Raw genomic sequence first — 16864 nt, 5'->3', positions numbered from 1 at the left:
TCGGAGTCTCGTGAGCCGCGAACTCCGATCATCCTGCATTGCCGGTGGTTGAATGCCGACAGACGTAGGGCGAGAGGGAATACGAGACAAGAATATCCCGCTTGTCGGCACTTTGCAGAGCATGCGGTGCCGACAAGCGGGCGGGATGTCCCGACGGTCGGAAAGGCCTACTTCTTCTTGGCCTTCCCCTCCTGCTCGAGCTGCTTGGCGTCCGCCTCAAGAAGGGCCATGACCTTCTTGCTGCTCATGGATGCCACCTCCGCGTCAGCAGCGCGACGCAGGGGCCTCACCTTGCGCCAGTCGTACACGAAGGCCGCGATGATCGCCACGTACGCGAACACGATGGCGACCAGCATGACTATGCCGGCAGGCGATGACGGGTTGGTCGCCGTCTCGGGGTAGAAGTAGGTGATGGCCCAGGTGACCAGGGTGATGACAAGACCGGAGCCGATGAGCGCCCACCAGACGCGTTGGCTCTTCCTGAACTCCGAACGCTGGTTGAGAAGAACGCGGGACAACGTGGCCCTGCGGTCCTCCTCGTCGCGCCGCGCGTTGCGTGCCGCCTTGCGCTCCTCCTTCGTCATCTCGCTCTCGGCCTTGCCCGAGGCAGATTGGCTGCCGCGGCGCACCTTCTCGCTCGAGACGACCCTCACGCCCGACGCCGCCTCGCGGGCGGGACGAGCGCGCGCGACCGAGCGCCTGGTAAATCCGGCGCGGGGCTTGTCTCCCCCGTCGGCTGCCTCACCGGCCTTGGATGCCTTGGGGCTTGCCGCGGGAACGCTTCCCGCCTCCTCGGCCTCCTTGCGGGCCGCTTCGATGGTGTCACGCAGAGACATGGGACTCCTTCATGGGCTTGAACTCGCTTGCGGTGATTATCTTGAATGCCTCGGCATAGCGCCTCGAGCTGCCCTCGATGACGTCGGAGGGGATGTGGGGCGGTTCCCCGGTCATGTCCCAGTTCGCCTTGAGCCAGTCACGCACGAACTGCTTGTCATAGCTTGGCTGGACATGACCGGGTTCGTAGCCGTCGGCAGGCCAGAACCGGCTCGAGTCGGGGGTCAGGCACTCGTCGATCAGGGTGAGCCTGCCATCGACCATGCCAAACTCGAACTTGGTGTCGGCGATGACGATGCCCCTGGTGGCCGCATAGTCCGCGGCGGCCTCATATATCCCAAGCGAGGCGTCGCGCAGCTGCGCGGCCACCTCTTCCCCCACGATCTGGGCGCAGCGCTCGAACGAGATGTTCTCGTCGTGGTCGCCGAGCTCGGCCTTGGTCGAGGGGGTGAAGATGGGCTCAGGCAGTTTGGATGCCTCCTCCAGGCCGCCGGGAAGCTTGATTCCGCAGACGGTGCCGTCCTGGTCGTAGGTCTTCTTGCCGGAACCCGTGAGGTAGCCGCGGACGATGCACTCGATGGGAATGGTCTGGGCCTTCCTCACCAGCATTGAGCGGCCGCTCAGGTAGTCTGCATAGGGGGCAAACTCCTCTGGATAGTCCGAGACGTCCATGCTCAGCATGTGGTTGGGCATGAGGTCCTGGAACCTCTCGAACCAGAATGCGGAGATGCGGGTGAGGACCTCCCCCTTGAAGGGAATCTCGTCCGGAAGGACGTAGTCGAACGCGCTCACACGGTCGCTGGCGACCATGAGCAGGCTGTCGCCGCAATCGTAGATGTCGCGGACCTTGCCGTGCGAATCGGGGCGAAGCTCCATGGCTTCCATTGTCTCTCCCATCGATGTTGACGACCGTGGTCGTGCCGGGCACGACGTTCCCCATTCTAGATGAAGCCTGACCGAGCTCGGCAAACAACGGAACAAGTCACCCGATGGCAACCGGACTGGCGGGGAAGCGCCCTCCCCTACCTCTCCTGTTGCGGGCGAGCGGGTGTCTTGCGCTGCTCGAGGGGGAGGCGGAGGGTGAAGGTGGTGCCCTTGCCCAGCTCGGACTCCACGCCAATGACGCCGTTGTGCTTCTCGACTATCTCCTTGGTGAGGGCGAGGCCCACCCCCAGGCCGCCCGAGACGCGCTCGCGGCTTGCATCGGAGCGCCAGAAGCGCGAGAAGACCCTGGGGATGTCCTCCTTCGAGATCCCGATTCCCGTGTCCTGGACCGAGACCTGCACCTCTCCCTTGACGCGGTCGCGCCTGACGCCCACGACGACCCATCCGCCCTCGCCCGTGTAGCGCATGGCGTTGGACATGAGGTTGGTCACGGCCTCGCGGATGAGGTCCGCATCCACCTGGGCGTAGCACTCGTGCGCGTCCGTCTTGTCGTCGAAGCGCAGGTGGAGGCCCTTCTCATGGAAGAGCTGATGCTGCATCGAGACCATGCTCTTGACCAGGTAGACCATGTCGGTCCGCTCGAGCTTGAGCGCGCGCGTGCCGTTCTCGATGCGCGAGAGGTGGAGCATGGCGTCCACGAGCCGGGAGAGGCGGCGCACCTCCTCGGCCACCGTCTCGAAGTGCTCGTCGTCTGAGGGCAGGACGCCGTCCTGCATGGCCTCGACCGTGGCGAGCATGGCCATGAGCGGCGTCCTGAGCTCGTGGGCGACGTCGCTCGTCAGGCGGTGCTCGAACTTGATGTCGTGCTCGAGCTCCGTTGCCATGGAGTCGAAGGTCTCTCCCAGGCGTCCTATCTCGTCGTCACCGCGCAGGTTGGTGCGGGCCGTGAGGTCGCCGCTCCTTATCTGCGCCGCCGTCGAGGTGATGGCCTTGATGGGCTTGGTGAGGGCACGCGAGGCCAGGTACCCGATGACGCAGGCAAGGATGACCGCGACCGCCGCTGCCGCCGCGACGGCACCGTAGGAGTTGGTGCGGAAGGTCGAGTCGGCGCTGCTCGTGAGGGCGGTGGACCCATAGGCAAGGAGCCTGACCGTCCCCACCACGTTGCCCGACGAGCTGAGCACCTCGGCCGAGACTATGGACTCGGGCCGGCTCGAGGGCGCCCGTCCGCTCGTCGCTGACATGCGATGCGAGACCGTCCAGGAGTCGTCGTAGAGCATGGTGCCGTCGGAGTCCTCGAGCTGTACCGCCACGCCGGCGGACGAGACGGAGGCGAAGTGGGCGTAGCCCAGCACCTCGTCGGTCCATGAGCCCGCGCTGTCGTACTGTACGGCTATGCCGTCGGCGAGCTGGTCGGCGAGGGTCTGAAGGTTCTGCTGGGTGTAGCGACGAAACTGCCCCTCCCAGACCACCGCAAGCACCACCGAGAGCACCGCAGCCGTCATGATCGCCGTCAGGGCGAAGTAGAAGGCCATGCGAGCGGTGAAGGTCTTGGTCGGTCGCGAGCCGGACGTCCGCGCCATGGTGTTGAAGGAGGACTTGGGTGAGTCCGACCCAAGTGAGGAGGCCTCGCCGTACTCGCGGCGGGCCTCCTCGTTGTCGAGTATGTCAGGCAAGGTCTGCGTCCCCTACCTCTTCGCCTCGCCGGCGTCCGCCTTCTGGGCTGACTCGAAGCGGTACCCCACGCCGTGGACGGTGTACAGCCAGCGCGGGTTGCGCGGGTCGTCGCCCAGCTTGGCGCGGAGGTTCTTCACGTGCGAGTCGATGGTGCGCTCGTAGCCCTCGAAGTCGTAGCCCAACACCTTCTCGACAAGCTCCATGCGGGTGTAGACGCGTCCCGGGTAGCGGGCGAGGGTGGTGAGCAGCTTGAACTCGGAGGCGGTGAGGTCGACCTCGTTGCCCTCGACCATGACCTTGTGGCCCGAGATGTCGATGACCAGGTCTCCGAAGTCCAGCACCTCCAGCGGGGGCTCAGCCTCGGTGTGGGCGCGCCTGAGGAGGGCGCGCACGCGGGCGACGAGCTCCCTGGGCGAGAAGGGCTTGATCAGGTAGTCGTCGGCGCCGAGCTCCAGCCCGATGATGCGGTCTTCCACCTCGCCCTTCGCGGTGAGCATGATGATGGGGACGCTCGACGTCTCGCGAACGGCGCGACAGACGCGCTCGCCCGAGAGCTGGGGAAGCATGAGGTCGAGCACGATGAGGTCGAAGCTGTGCTTCTCGAACTCCTCGAGGGCGCTCTTCCCGTCGCCCACGCCGCGGACGATGTAGCCCTCGCGCTCGAGGTACGCTGCCACGGCGTCACGAATGGTCTTCTCGTCCTCAACGAGCAGAATCTTCTTCTCTTCCGAAGCCATTCCGGCCCCCCTCACGTCCCGCCGATGTCCCAGCTCCCCACGTCATCAGGCATGGGTGCACAATTTGCCTACACGAGAGTTATTTTAGCGCACCTGGCGTCCGTGCCCCAGAGGCTAGAGCGCGAAGGACCTCACGGCGACGGCCGACGGATATCCGGTCTTCTCGTCCTTGACCGTGGCGAAGGTGACGAAGTGGTCGCTCGTGCCAAGGGTGGCAGGATACTCCCCGTAGTCGATGCAGCGGTTGGATGCCGAAAGCACCGAGTAGGTCTTTGCGTTGGTGTCCACGACGAAGTAGGAGGAGGTGCTTTTGATGACGAACGTGTCACCCTTGCCCGTCACGGCCGCAGTCGGCTCGCGCGAGAGCATGACGAAGGGCCCCTCGCCACTGCCGATGTAAGTGCCCATCTTGCCCAGGAGGCCACCGGACGAGTAGCTCGCCTCGATGGAGAAGGCGAAGCGGTCGCCGATGCGGACGGCATTGAGGGGCCTCACCGACGCGGGAAGCACGAGTTGGTCAATCTTGGTTGAGAGCTTGTCGGAGAGCGAGTACGCCGTGATGCCATAGAAGGTTCCCTGGTCAGCGTTCACCCGGGGCACGAGCGTGACCGTCCCGTCCGAGACGGCCGGCTCGGTGGCGAAGCGACCCGGCGACTCCACGACGGCCTGTGCGCTCGTGTCGCCGGTCTGCCAGAGGTAGCAGAAGGAGTGCTCGGACCTCTTGTCGCCCGACGCGGTGGGCATGACCTGCCAGAGCACCTTGGAGTCCGTGACCGCGAAGCGCGGCGGGTCGTAGTCCGAGCCTGCCGACCAGAGCGTCGAGGGTGTGTCGGAGAGGGCTCCGTCCGCAAAGGCGGCAGCATAGAGGGTCCAGTCGTGGGTGAGCAGGTTGAGCTCGACCCAGGCATATGCGGAGTCGGAGCAGCGCACGTCATAGATGGCCACGTTGCTAGCATCGCCGGCCAGGGGCTTCGGGACCACCTCGCTGACCTGTCCCGTCGAAATGGAGAAGGCACCCCCCTTGACCATGGGGTTCGAGCTCGAGCCGGCCGTGGTGCAGGGGATCCAGCTCCCCTCGCCCGGATGGAGCACGTTGCCCAGGGAGATGCTCCAGCCACCCTGCTGCGCGATGGGAAGCTGCTCTGCCTCCTGGTAGCTCTCGAGGATGTTGGTGGCAGACTCCTCGCCCACCACCACCGGGCTCGACCCCTCCTCGGACTTGTGCTTGCAGCCTGCGAGCACGCTCACGCCCGCCGCGGCGACGGTCGCGGCGGCGGTGGCGCGAAAGAGGCCCCTCCTGGTGATGCTGTGCTTCGTCATGCGAGAAGGAACCCCTTTCCGGAATCGGTCGACCGTCGGCTGGGCGCATCCCATGCCATCCCGCCTACTCGAAGCTCAGTCCTTCCAAGCGGTCAAAGAGCACGTCGGACCTGGTCAGGAAGCTACATGGGTCGAAGATGGCGTCGAGCTGCTCGCCCGTGAGAGCACAGGCCGGGTCTGCCTCGAGCTTCTCGCGGAAGCTCGTGCCCTGCTCGCAGCGCTGGATCTCTCCCCAGGTGGCCATGGCGTTCGACTGCACCACCTTGTAGGCGTCCTCGCGGCTCATGCCCGTGTCCACCAGGGCGAGCAGGACCTTGGACGAGAAGAGCATCCCACGGGTGCGGTTGAGGTTCGCCATCATCTGCGCCGGGTACAGCACCAGGCCGTCCACGATGCGGATGAGGCAGCCAAACATGTGGTCGAGCGCGATGAAGCTGTCCGCCTGGGCGACGCGCTCCGCGGAGCTGTGGCTAATGTCGCGCTCGTGCCAGAGCGCGACGTTGTCAAAGGCCACCTGCGCGTTTGCCTTGACCACGCGAGACAGGCCGCAGACCTTCTCCACCGTGATGGGATTGCGCTTGTGGGGCATGGCGCTCGAGCCCTTCTGGCCACGGCGGAAGGGCTCCTCGGCCTCGAGGGTGTCGGTCTTCTGGAGGTTGCGGATCTCTGTCGCTATGCGCTCGCAGGTGGCGGCGCAGGTGGCAAGGACGCCGGCGAGGTATGCGTGGTGGTCTCTGCTGATGACCTGGGTCGAGAGCGGGTCATGCGCGAGGCCCAGGTGCTCGCAGACGTACTCCTCGACGCGTGGGTCGATGGACGAGTAGGTGCCCACCGCGCCGCTGATGGCCCCGAAGGCCACGTTCTTGCGGGCGTCCTTCAGGCGGTCGTGGTCGCGCTTGAGCTCCCAAGCCCAGCTGCCAAACTTCATGCCGAAGGTCATGGGCTCGGCATGGATGCCATGGGTGCGGCCCACGCAGAGGGTGTCCCGCTCCTCGAAGGCACGCCTCTTGCAGATCTCCCCCAACCTGGCGCAATCGTCCAGGAGGATGTCGACGGCCTGGGTGAGCTGGTAGCAGAGGGCCGTGTCACCCAGGTCTGAGCTGGTCATGCCGTAGTGCACGTGACGGCTGGGCTTGGGCTGGCCCTCGGGGACCTCCGCGTCGATGTACGAGCCCATGTTGGTCAGGAAGGCGATGACGTCGTGGTTGGTCACGGCCTCGATCTGGTCGACCTCGTCCTTGTCGAAGGCGGCGTGGTCGCGAATCCAGCGCGCCTCCTCCTTGGTGATGCCGCCCTGTCCCAGCTCGGCATGGGCCTCACAGGCCAGGACCTCGATCTCCTGCCAGATGGCGTACTTGTTCTGGAGCGAGAAGATGTGACCCATCTGGGGGCGGGTGTAGCGGTCGATCATGCGGGGTGTCCTTTCCTGGGCTGCGGACGTCCCCCAATTCTAGCGCGCCGCGGCGGGGTCCACTAAGCGTGCAGAGGAGGGGACCCTGGCCGGAAGGCCGCCGTCGGCGTCTCCCGCCGCCTGCGACCTACTCCCCCGCCAGCGAGCCCTCGTCGGCCTCGAGCGCGGCGCGCGCCTCTTCGAGCTGGCGAGCGAGCGCCTGTGTACCTGTGCCGCCATAGCTGTTACGGGCCGAGGCTATCCCCCTTGGGTCGAGGTCCTCCGTCACGTCGGAGTCGAAGAGCTCGGAGGCCTGGCGGAACTCCTCGGACGTCAGGTCCTCCAGGCCCTTGTGGTGCCTCTCGCAATACAGGACGAGCTCCCCCACCACCTCATGGGCCTTGCGGAAGGGCACCCCTCGCTTGGCGAGGTAGTCTGCCACGTCGGTCGCGGCGGTGAAGCCCTTCCCCGACTCCTCCTCCATGCGGCCCTCGTCGAGGCGCCAGGTGGAGACCATCCCCCTCACGCACGCCATGCAGTCGAGCAGCGTATGCGCCGCGTCGAGGGGACCCTCCTTGCACTCCTGGAGGTCCTTGTTGTAGGCCAGGGGAAGCGACTTCATGGTCGTGAGGAGGGCCACCAGGTCACCGTACACCCGACCGGTCTTGCCACGGGTGAGTTCGGCGAAGTCTGGGTTCTTCTTCTGGGGCATGATCGACGAGCCGGTCGAGTAGGAGTCAGAGAGCGTGACGAAGCCGAACTCCGTGGTGGACCAGAGCACGATCTCCTCGCAGAGACGCGAGAGGTGCATCATCGAGACGGAGCAGGCATAGAGCAGGTCGAGGAGGTAGTCACGATCGCTCACGGCGTCCATGGAGTTGGGGATGGGATGGTCGAGGCCCAGGGACTCCGTCGTCTGGAAGCGGTCTATGGGATAGGTGGTCCCCGCCAGGGCGGCGGCTCCCAGGGGGTTGGCATCCGCCTCGTCGAAGGCGAAGGAGAGGCGCTTGAAGTCACGCCCCAGCATCCAGAAGTAGGCAAGCAGGTGATGCGAGAGGAACACGGGTTGCGCATGTTGCAGGTGGGTGTAACCCGGCATCACCACGCCCCGCCGCGCCACCGCCTCTTCGAGCAGGGTCCTCCTGAGGGCAAGGTTTCCCCTCATGAGCTGAGCAAGGAGGTCCTTGGCAAGGAGTCGCAGGTCAAGCGCCACCTGATCGTTGCGCGAGCGTCCGGTGTGAAGGCGGGCGCCGGCTGGACCGACCATCTGTGTGAGCTTCGACTCGACCGCCATGTGGACGTCCTCGTCGTTCACGTCCCACTCGAAGTCGCCGTCGTCTATCTGCGTGAGAATCCGAGAAAGGCCCTCCTGAATCCTCTCGGCGTCATCCACGCCGATGATGCCCTGGTCAGCCAGCATCCGGGCATGTGCCATGGACCCGGCGATGTCTTGACGGCACATGCTCTTGTCGACCTCGAGCGAGGCGCCGAAGCGCTGGGTGAGCTCGTCGACTCCCTGTTCGAACCTTCCAGACCAAAGGGCCATCCTCCTGACCCGCCTTTCTCATCTCGTGTTCGCTCAGTCGTTCGCCACTATATGGGCCTGAGGACGCAAGGGCGCGCACGCGGGCCGAGTCTTCCCGCGTGCGCGCAACCCCAGCTCCTGCCGGACAACTTCCCCTACGCGGAGAGGGCCGCGTAGCCCAGCTTCGCCTGCTTCTTGCCCGCAAGCGCGGGAACCGCCTGCTTGTGGGCGGGACCCTGCTTGCCCGACCAGGTCTTGCTGGGCAGGCTGTGCAGATCGATGAAGCCCTTGGAGGCACTGCGGTCGAAGCTGTCGCCGTCACCGTAGGTCGCAAGGCTGAGGTCATAGAGGGAGTAGGCGCTCTTGCGGCCGGTCACGGTGAGGCTGCCCTTGTAGAGCTTTGCCTTGACCTCACCGGTGACGAAGGCCTGGGTGCTGGCGCAGAAGGAGTCAAGCGCCTCCTTGAGCTGGCTGTACCAGAGGCCGTCGTAGACCACCTTGGACCACTGCTGGTCGATCATGTGCTTGTACTGCAGGGTGTCGTGATCGAGGCAGAGGGTCTCGAGGGCGTGGTGCATGTTGATGAGGGCGAGGGAGGCGGGGCACTCGTAGCACTCGTGGCTCTTGATGCCCACCACGCGGTCCTCGATCATGTCGATGCGTCCGTACCCGTGTGCGCCACAGACCTTGTTGAGCTGGACGATCAGGGGCAGGAGCTCCATCTTCTTGCCGTTGAGCGAGCAGGGCACACCCTTCTCGAAGCCGACCACGATCTCTTCCGGCTGGTCGGGGGCGGAAATGGGGTCCACCGTCATGGTCCAGATGTCCGCGGGGGGCTCGTTCCAGGGGTTCTCGAGGACGCCGCACTCGATGGCGCGACCCCAGAGGTTGTCATCGATGGAGTAGGGCTTGGCGGCAGTGGTGGGCACGGGCACGCCATGCTCCTGGGCCCACTCCATCTCCTGCTCGCGGGTGAGGAGGTCCCATTCGCGCACGGGTGCCAGGACCTTGATGCTGGGGTCGAGAGCGTGGATGCAGGTCTCGAAGCGCACCTGGTCGTTGCCCTTGCCCGTGCAGCCGTGGGCGATGTACGAGGCACCCGTCTTGTGGGCGATCTCCACGAGGTGCTTCACGATGAGGGGGCGCGAGAGCGCGGAGAGCAGGGGGTAGGTGTCCTCGTAGAGGCCGTTTGCCTTGATCGCCTTGGTGAGAACCTCCTTCGCGTACTCCTCGCGCATGTCCAGGGCCTCCGAGTGGACGGCTCCCATCCGCAGGGCCTTCTTCTCCACCCAGGCCAGGTCCTCTGCGTCCTGGCCCACGTTGCCGCAGATGGCGACGACGTCAAGCCCCTTCTCGAGCTGGAGCCACTTGACCATGACGGAGGTGTCCAGACCGCCGGAATAGGCGAGGACGACCTTCTCCTTCGTGGTGGCGTTGGTGGTGGCGTTTTGGATCTTGGTTGCAGGCATGGTTGCTCTCCCCTGTTTTGTCGTTCGTTGCTTGGTGGTGTTGGCTATGGTCGTGGGCACGCGATGGGAGGGCGTCCCCTCCCAAAAAGGTGAATACGCTGCGTGCCAGGTATTTTTCGTACAAAAAAGCCTGGCATTGCCAGGCGGTGTCACAGTCCTATGTGTGCGAGGCCTCTAGTTTTGCCTCAGCGGACCGGGAGCAGCTCGCGCTGGCGTCGCAGCGTGATTCGTCGGCCCTGGCGTCGGAGAGAGAGCTTGATGCCTGTGTTGTTGTCCATCGAACCTCTCCCCCTTCCCTGCGCCTGGACTCCTGCTCCACTTGTTGTTGAGGGATATTACGCCTCTATGCAAATGCGCGTAAGGCGAGAGGGCCCTTTGGTTTCCTGCTCGAAACAATTGGGCAGGTGAAGATGGACAAGGATCTCGATGTCGTCAATTGCTTGCGTCAACGATTTGAATATCAGCAGCTAGCAGCCTGTTACATAGGGAAATAGTTGCATCATGGGCATACGAGAAGCAGGCCAACGGGAAGCGTCACCGTTGGCCTGCAAGCGTACGTGGTGGGCCGTGTGGGGGTCGAACCCACGACCTTGGGATTAAAAGTCCCCTGCTCTGCCAACTGAGCTAACGGCCCGATGTGTCACGCGATGAGACGTCCGTGCGATTCTACCACGTGCCTGGGTCGCTACTCGGCCTCCCAGGCCCACTGCCCGCCCACGAAGATGGGGGTCTCCTCTCCGTTAGTGTCGACTCCCCAGACGTCCAAGTCGTCGGCGCCCACCATGAAGTCGACGTGGATGGAGGACTGGTTCACCCCATGGGCCAGGAGCTCGTCCTTGCCCATATCGAGCCCGCCATCAAGACACTCCGGGAATCCCATGCCAAGGGCGAGGTGGCAGCTCGCGTTCTCGTCGTAGAGCGTGTCGTAGAAGAGGATCCCACTCTGCCTGATGGGGGTGTTCTTTGAGATGAGGGCGACCTCTCCCAGGTGATGGGCACCCTCGTCTGCCGCCATGATCTGGTCGAGCGCGGCCTTGCCCCGACGGGCGTCCCACTCGACCGCCGCGCCGTCTCGGAACCTGATCCAGAAGTCGTCGATGACCTGACCCGCATGCACGAGCGGCATGGCGGAGTGGACGATTCCCTCCGTACGGTTGCGGTTGGGGGTGGTGAAGACCTCCTCGGTGGGGATGTTGGGGAAGAAGACGGTCCCATCCACCGTCCGGGCGGCCCCTCCCTCCCAGAGGTGGCCGGCGTTCATGCCAACGACGAGGTCCGTACCATTCGACGACCGATACCTCAGGCTGTCATAGGAGGCAGCGTTGAGCAGGCGCTTGTTCTTTTCGAAGGTGGCGTTGTGGGTCTCCCAGGCACTCTGGGGGTCGCGGCCGTCCGAGCGCGCCACGCTCAGGATGGCGAGCCAGAGCCTGTAGACCGCCTCGCTACCCGAGAGCTCGGGGAAGACCTCGCGGGCCCAGGCCTCGACGGGAACCCCCGCGATGCACCAGACGTTGCGGCCGAAGTCCATACCCTCCCTGAACGCGAGACACTCGGTGTTGCGCGCCTTTCGTGCGGCCGCCGGCTTGGCGGGGTCAATCCCGTCGAGCGCGGAGGGGTCGCTTCCCTCGAGGAAGAGGAACGCAGCACCAGCCTCGGCGAGAGAGTTGAGCTGCTCACGCTGCCACGAGGGGACGTGCTCGAAGTAGGCCTTGTCCAAGTGCTCGTAGGTCAGGCGTCCCACCACGTCGTCAGACCAGATGACCGTCACGTGTCCCGCGCCCGCCTCGTAGGCCTTCCTCACGACGCGGCGGGCGAAGTCCGCCCGCTCCACGGGCGCCTGCAGCACGAGCTCCTGTCCCCGCCTCAATGCCGCACCCTTGCGAACCAGCAGCTCGGCATAGTTGTCAATCTTGGGAGAAAGATGCCCGATGGCGACACGGCACTCTTCGGCGGTCATGGGAACGCTCATGGATTGCCCTTTCACGAAATCGGGCCCCGAAGGGCCCGATGACAGTCTATGGAGCGGGCAACGGGATTCGAACCCGCGGATGATGGCTTGGGAAGCCATTGCCTTACCACTTGGCGATGCCCGCATGTTTGTGGATTCTATCACAGCTCCCATTGCGACGTGCCCAAGGCTTTTGTCGAAACTGTCGCGAATCCCATGCTCGGAGGGCTCGCGTCCCTAGCTGACGCCAGACTGGCGCAAGCTGCCGATGGGTTTGCTGCCAGCTCGCATGAGTAGCCTCTACTCCCCAACGGAGGCGACCGGGGAGGTCTGGTGGAAGAGACGTTGCTTGCAAGGCAGGAGGTACGACGGGCGGAGGCGCTTGGACCGAGCGAGGTCGGCCTGGCTTCTGGGGCGACGGGCAAGAGGCGGCGTCCGCCGCGGGCCCAGCTGCGCGGAGGCGACCCCGTGCGCGGGGGCAACCCCCTCGGAACGGGACATGCCGGCAGCCACCACAGGGGGACCGCCGGCATGCAATAGGTTCATTGGGTCGGGCTTGGTTCTTGGACGGACTCTCCTATGCCCGTCGAATGAGCTCGGCGATGAGCTCGGCGACGTCGACCACCTGCGCCGCATCGAGGTTCTCCGGCACGTCGTCCGCGGTGTGAGAGAGCGCGGGAACGCCGTCCTCAGAGACGCCCATGATCGTTGCCGCACGCATGGACGACTGCATGGCGGGTGTCGCGTCCGTGTCAGCCCAGTCGAAGCGAACCTTCTCCAGCCCGACGTGCAGGTCGTCTGCGATCTTTGACAGCAGGCGGACCATCCTGCGGTCTGCCCTGCGCGGACTGGTGGCACCCTCGCTCGTGAGCACGCTGAGGCGACCGGCGCCGATGGAGTCGAGGTTGACGACGAAGGCGCCACGGATGTCCTTGCGGTGCTCGGCCATGAAGCGCTTTGCGCCGGCGTGGTCGAGTCCCGAGGCACCCAGGGCCACGAACCAGACGTCGTGGGCAAGCAGCTCGTCGTCACCCATGCTCGTGATGGCCTCGCGCAGCTCTTCCATGCCAATCCCCTCCCGGGGCTCCATGGCCTGGGGCTCCTCTCCACCCAGGGTGTAGCCCTCCGCAGAAGCCTGGCTCGCGCCTTCCTCGGAGCCGGCAGGCTCATCCTCGACGAGCCTGAGGTCAAAGCGGCTCGTCGCGCCTCCCTTCCATCCGTCGCGAGGCCTCCCCTGCTTCGCGTCCGAGAAGTTGTCCCAGCTGCCAATCTCGCGGCCGCTCTTCTTGGCGTCGAAGTCCTCGTCAACGCCAAGCCAAGAGCTCAAGGAATCTGAGTCTTCCGTCTGGTCCTTGTGGCGACCGAAGATGTTGAAGCGCTTCTTGCCCATGGGCCTTGCCTGGTGGGACCCACCCCGTGGCCGCGGAGACTCAGACCTCAGGGCACCCTCGCCCACCACGCCCAACGGCTCGCGCTCGCCCCTCGTATAGGAGAGGTCCGCGGCCGACGGGCGCGCGCGTCCCTCGTCGATGCCGCGCGGGGCGGGAGTGGGGCTGGGCTCCTCGGGGGCAAGCGGGTCGGGCGTGGCCTCTGACGGATCAGGAAGGTCGAAGAGCACCGCCCGGCGCGCGATGTTTCCCGGCTGAGGCGTGAACTCGCTCTTGCCCCAGTTGGGATCATCGACCGCCGTCGGCTCCGGACGCCGAGGCTCTACCGGACGGGGTTCGGTGCCGTCCATGGCATAGGTGTCCAACCCCGACACGTCCTTGGAGGCCAGTTCCTCCTCGCTAGGCTCCTCGTCCTCCATGAAACTCAGGTTGGGGGCGATGACGGTTGCGTTGGGATCCAGTTCCTGGGCGGGGTCGCCGGTAGCAGACGACTCCGTGACCCTGACGTCTTCTGCGGACACGAAGGGCCGTGCGTCGAGGGTCAGCTCGCTCTGGTCGACCTCTGCCGGCTCCTCGCCCAGGACGTAACCGACGGCCCTCTCGGGTCGGTCGTCCTCCGGCTCGGCTTCGTCGAGGGGTTCCGCAGCTGACGGCTCCCCTCCCTCTACCGGCATCTCCTCGTCTGAATCGGGTGCCACCTCGGTCGACGCTTCCGGCTCCTCGCGCTCGATCGGCCTCTCCTCCACGTCGTCCTCGGCGACGGGCATGGTCACGAGGGTCGGCTCGTCGCTACCGTCGGCAACCACGGGTTGGGCCATGGTCTGGCCAAGCTCGTCCGCCCCTGGGGTCGGACCGTCCTCCGGAAGCCGCTCGAACTCGGCATCCATGATGTAGTCGTCGCGCAGGGGCGCGAACAGGCTGAATCGTGGGAGAGGTGCCTCGTCCTTCGCTGGCTCTTGCTCCAAGGTCTCTGCTCCCGCGCCTGCCGGCCGAGTACCGTCCGGCAAGGTGGCTTGCCCTGGCTCCGCGACATCCTGGACCAAGGGCTCCGCCTCGTCCTCGAAGGCAGCTCCGTCGTCAAGGGCATCCGCTTCGCCACGTGAGGCACCGGCTTCGGAGACCTCCGCCTGCTGGTCAGGCTCCCCTGCTCCCGCAGATCCCTCACGCAGGTCCTCGCCGTCGAATTGCTGGGAGTCGCAGGGTGGTTCGTCCCCTCCCTCGACGTCGCCCTCGGTGACCTCGGCTGTCGCAGACTCAGCCCGAGGTCCGTCCTCCCAGGCTTCCTCGGTTGCCGGGCCGCCGTCTGTGACGGGAACGGGGACGGCCTCAGAATCGGGCTGAGCCCCCTCTTCGGGGACGAGTTCCTCCGCTTGCTCGTCCTGACTCCGCGGAGCGCCCTCTAGCGCTGTCCCTTCCTGAACCGCCTCGCTCCCGTCCGCGCCGTCCGCCGAGAATCCGGGCTGCAGGTCTGCCGAGGCATCCTCCCGCCGCAAGGACTGGCCGCCAACCTGGAGCTCGAGCTGCGAATCTTGCTCGTGGGCGAAGTTTAGCTCTGGAACGGGCGCGATGGCTGGGTTTGGGACCGCCTTCAGACGCGTGAAGATGGCTGCGTTGTCTAGGTAGGCGTCGTTGATCGAGGGAACGCTCGCAGGATCGACCTTGCGGGGTTCGACGTCATGGACGCTCGGGGTCTCGAACTGTGACGCCATGGGCCCGTCGTAGGGCAGGGGCTCTTCGTCACGGGCGTCTGCAAGCTCGGACTCGGAGTCAGCCTCCTCGCCCTCGGCATCCACGGCCACGAGGACCCTCTCTTCCTCGTCTGCGGCGCCCTGCGGATCGGAAGAGGGTCCGTCCGTGATGCCAGGTGCGTCCTTTGGTCCGGCGGCGTCGAGCGACACGCTTGGAACGGTGTCCCCTGCGGCGCGCGCGTGGACTTCCGCCAGCAGTGCCTCCTCGTCCTCATAGGTCACGGCGGGCATGGCGACGGTCTGGCTGGGATCCTCTGGCTGCAGGGACTCGCCCTTCTCGTCAGCCTCCGTCCCCTGACCATCCGCGACCTGCACGACAGGCTGCTCCCCAGGCTGGCCGGAAGCCAGCTCCTCCCCACGCTCGATCTTGGGAGCCTGGCGCTCGCCTCGAGGGATAAGCTCCCTCACATGGGAGAGCGCCGACTTGACGGAGGCGAGGAGCTCGGCAGGGCGGGAAGGAGCGTCGGGGTCGATGACCTCGAAGTCAGCGAGAAGGGCGTCGTCAGCCAACGAGTCCGGCGCGGAACCACTCTTGGCGGCCTCGGCGGCATCGGATGATTCCTCCTCGGGGAACGACTCGGAGATGCGGGCGTTGGCACGTGCCATGAACTCGGGCATGGTGGCCCCGGGCTCTGGCCGTGCCCCCGCCCCAGACGAAGTCTCCCCCGCCTCGCCGGCGAGTCCGCTCGCGGACGGGGCGGCTCCGGGGAGCGCGCCGTCGACGTCGATTTCGGGCAGGTCGGGAAGAACGACCTGGGGCACGGGAGGCTTCTGGTAGACAATCTGGCAACCCTCGGGAAGAATCTGGAGCTCCTCGATGAGCTTTGCACCGCGACGGACCGACTTGGGGCCTTCTGGTTCGGGCGCGGGAATCACCTGGGGGGTGAAGGCGGCGGTAGCCGGGTGGGGGTTTTCCGCTGCGGTCGAAGCGGCAGGCAACGGGACGGTGGCGGCGTCCTCTTCCCCCTTGTCAGAGGGAAGCTCGTCCAGAGAGGCAAAGGCCCGCTCGGAGGCCTCCTCGTCACTCTCTACCTCGAGCTCCTCCTCAAGCGGGGTGGAAGGCCCTTCGCCAATCCCCTCGGCATGGGAATGGGCGGCGGCCCAGGCCTTCGCCTCGTCATCCGCGGGACGCAGCTTGTCCAGCACGCCCAGCATGGCCGCGACGGAGGCCTTGTTGTCGTTGGCGCCGGTGGTACAAGAGGCGAATCGACCATAGATTCCCGCGATGCCGACGAGGAGGAGGGGGAGGGCAGCCAGCATTCCCAACACCCAGAAGACGTGACGGATTGAGGCGGGGATGATGGCGATGACCTGAATCAGGGAGCAAAAGGCCACGGCGATGCCACACCAGAGGCTCGACCGCATGAGGAGCGGCTGCCACCTGGCCAGCTGGGGCTGGAAGAGGAGCCCCTCGTTGGGACTGTCGTAGTGGGCGACGATCACGATGGGGCGGTTGCCCTTGACCACCAGGGGGCCGCTGGCTCGATGGACGCCGATGACGTTCTGGCTGCGGGCACGGGTCCCGATGCCCGATACGAGGTCCCGGCCGCCGAAGCGCAGGCCCAGGAGGATGGACGGCACAAGCACCAGGGCGAGACCGACCAGGCCCACGACGGAGCCCAGGATGCCCGAGAGGACCATGCCGATGACCATGATTACGAGCAGTATCGCCCGCGGAAGCTCAGGCGCCGCAGGCGCGGCGAACTCCTGCAGGCTCGTGTCGAGGCCGTGCTCCTGCATGATCGACTCGATCAGCTGGGAGGCGTCTAGCTCCTCCTGGCTGTTCGCCGGAGAGATGTCCACCTTGTCGTTGAGATAGTCGAGGTAGCTGCGCGTCGTTGCCATGCTATACGTCCTTTGCCGAAGCAGGGAGAGAATCGTCCACTTTCCTATCGTCCGAGTATACGTCTTATGATGCATATTTGTTCTACCAGCACAGCTCG

At 65.6% G+C, this 16864-nt stretch carries 10 protein-coding genes and 2 tRNA genes; all 12 read right to left on the bottom strand.

From position 1 onward, the window contains the following. Positions 1 to 167 precede the first annotated feature (167 nt). The 12 genes from Q5923_RS04545 to Q5923_RS04490 all read right to left on the bottom strand — a co-directional run bounded on the left by Q5923_RS04545 (position 168) and on the right by Q5923_RS04490 (position 16766). Positions 168 to 836, bottom strand: coding sequence for a hypothetical protein (locus Q5923_RS04545; RefSeq protein WP_303132421.1), 669 nt, complete (start codon positions 834 to 836; stop codon positions 168 to 170). After that, complete coding sequence (locus Q5923_RS04540; protein WP_303132419.1) at positions 823 to 1719, bottom strand: phosphoribosylaminoimidazolesuccinocarboxamide synthase; 897 nt, start codon at positions 1717 to 1719, stop codon at positions 823 to 825. Before Q5923_RS04540 ends, Q5923_RS04545 begins: the two co-directional genes overlap by 14 nt. Positions 1720 to 1856: 137 nt before the next feature. Continuing rightward, positions 1857 to 3395 carry a HAMP domain-containing sensor histidine kinase gene (locus Q5923_RS04535; RefSeq protein ID WP_009278302.1) on the bottom strand — a complete coding sequence of 513 codons (1539 nt, stop codon included), beginning with the start codon at positions 3393 to 3395 and terminating at the stop codon, positions 1857 to 1859. Positions 3396 to 3407: 12 nt separating this feature from the next. After that, entirely contained in the window at positions 3408 to 4133 is a 726-nt protein-coding gene (locus Q5923_RS04530) for a response regulator transcription factor (RefSeq protein ID WP_009278301.1), read from the bottom strand. 114 nt (positions 4134 to 4247) lie between these two features. Next, positions 4248 to 5453 (bottom strand): hypothetical protein, encoded by a 1206-nt coding sequence (locus Q5923_RS04525; RefSeq protein WP_040656707.1) that lies wholly within the window; start codon positions 5451 to 5453, stop codon positions 4248 to 4250. A 64-nt stretch (positions 5454 to 5517) separates the two neighbouring features. Further along, positions 5518 to 6864 (bottom strand): adenylosuccinate lyase, encoded by a 1347-nt coding sequence (gene purB, locus Q5923_RS04520; RefSeq protein WP_303132415.1) that lies wholly within the window; start codon positions 6862 to 6864, stop codon positions 5518 to 5520. A 127-nt stretch (positions 6865 to 6991) separates the two neighbouring features. After that, positions 6992 to 8389, bottom strand: a complete 1398-nt coding sequence (gene argH, locus Q5923_RS04515) for an argininosuccinate lyase (RefSeq protein ID WP_303132413.1) — start codon at positions 8387 to 8389, stop codon at positions 6992 to 6994. 134 nt (positions 8390 to 8523) lie between these two features. Continuing rightward, complete coding sequence (locus Q5923_RS04510) at positions 8524 to 9837, bottom strand: argininosuccinate synthase (protein WP_303132411.1); 1314 nt, start codon at positions 9835 to 9837, stop codon at positions 8524 to 8526. Positions 9838 to 10395: 558 nt separating this feature from the next. Then, positions 10396 to 10471: transfer RNA gene (locus Q5923_RS04505), tRNA-Lys, on the bottom strand. A 51-nt stretch (positions 10472 to 10522) separates the two neighbouring features. Further along, on the bottom strand, positions 10523 to 11806 hold the full coding sequence (locus Q5923_RS04500; protein WP_303132409.1) for an aminopeptidase: 1284 nt from the start codon (positions 11804 to 11806) through the stop codon (positions 10523 to 10525). 49 nt (positions 11807 to 11855) lie between these two features. Further along, positions 11856 to 11930, bottom strand: a tRNA-Gly gene (locus Q5923_RS04495). Positions 11931 to 12362: 432 nt separating this feature from the next. Further along, a complete protein-coding gene (locus Q5923_RS04490; protein WP_303132407.1) occupies positions 12363 to 16766 on the bottom strand; it encodes a M28 family peptidase in 4404 nt (1467 codons plus the stop codon). Positions 16767 to 16864 lie beyond the last annotated feature (98 nt).

This window comes from uncultured Olsenella sp. (assembly GCF_959602185.1).
Classification (GTDB): Bacteria; Actinomycetota; Coriobacteriia; order Coriobacteriales; family Atopobiaceae; genus Olsenella_I; species Olsenella_I phocaeensis.
The sequence above is the reverse complement of the archived record's forward strand: the minus strand, read 5'-3'. Positions and strand labels throughout refer to the sequence as shown.

What these genes read in the sequence shown, in the direction of transcription:
- Q5923_RS04530 (WP_009278301.1), bottom strand. Translation starts at nt 4,133, where the DNA reads ATGGCTTCGGAAGAGAAGAAGATTCTGCTCGTTGAGGACGAGAAGACC.
- purB (WP_303132415.1), bottom strand. Translation starts at nt 6,864, where the DNA reads ATGATCGACCGCTACACCCGCCCCCAGATGGGTCACATCTTCTCGCTC.
- Q5923_RS04510 (WP_303132411.1), bottom strand. Translation starts at nt 9,837, where the DNA reads ATGCCTGCAACCAAGATCCAAAACGCCACCACCAACGCCACCACGAAG.
- Q5923_RS04540 (WP_303132419.1), bottom strand. Translation starts at nt 1,719, where the DNA reads ATGGAAGCCATGGAGCTTCGCCCCGATTCGCACGGCAAGGTCCGCGAC.
- Q5923_RS04490 (WP_303132407.1), bottom strand. Translation starts at nt 16,766, where the DNA reads ATGGCAACGACGCGCAGCTACCTCGACTATCTCAACGACAAGGTGGAC.
- Q5923_RS04545 (WP_303132421.1), bottom strand. Translation starts at nt 836, where the DNA reads ATGTCTCTGCGTGACACCATCGAAGCGGCCCGCAAGGAGGCCGAGGAG.
- Q5923_RS04525 (WP_040656707.1), bottom strand. Translation starts at nt 5,453, where the DNA reads ATGACGAAGCACAGCATCACCAGGAGGGGCCTCTTTCGCGCCACCGCC.
- argH (WP_303132413.1), bottom strand. Translation starts at nt 8,389, where the DNA reads ATGGCCCTTTGGTCTGGAAGGTTCGAACAGGGAGTCGACGAGCTCACC.
- Q5923_RS04500 (WP_303132409.1), bottom strand. Translation starts at nt 11,806, where the DNA reads ATGAGCGTTCCCATGACCGCCGAAGAGTGCCGTGTCGCCATCGGGCAT.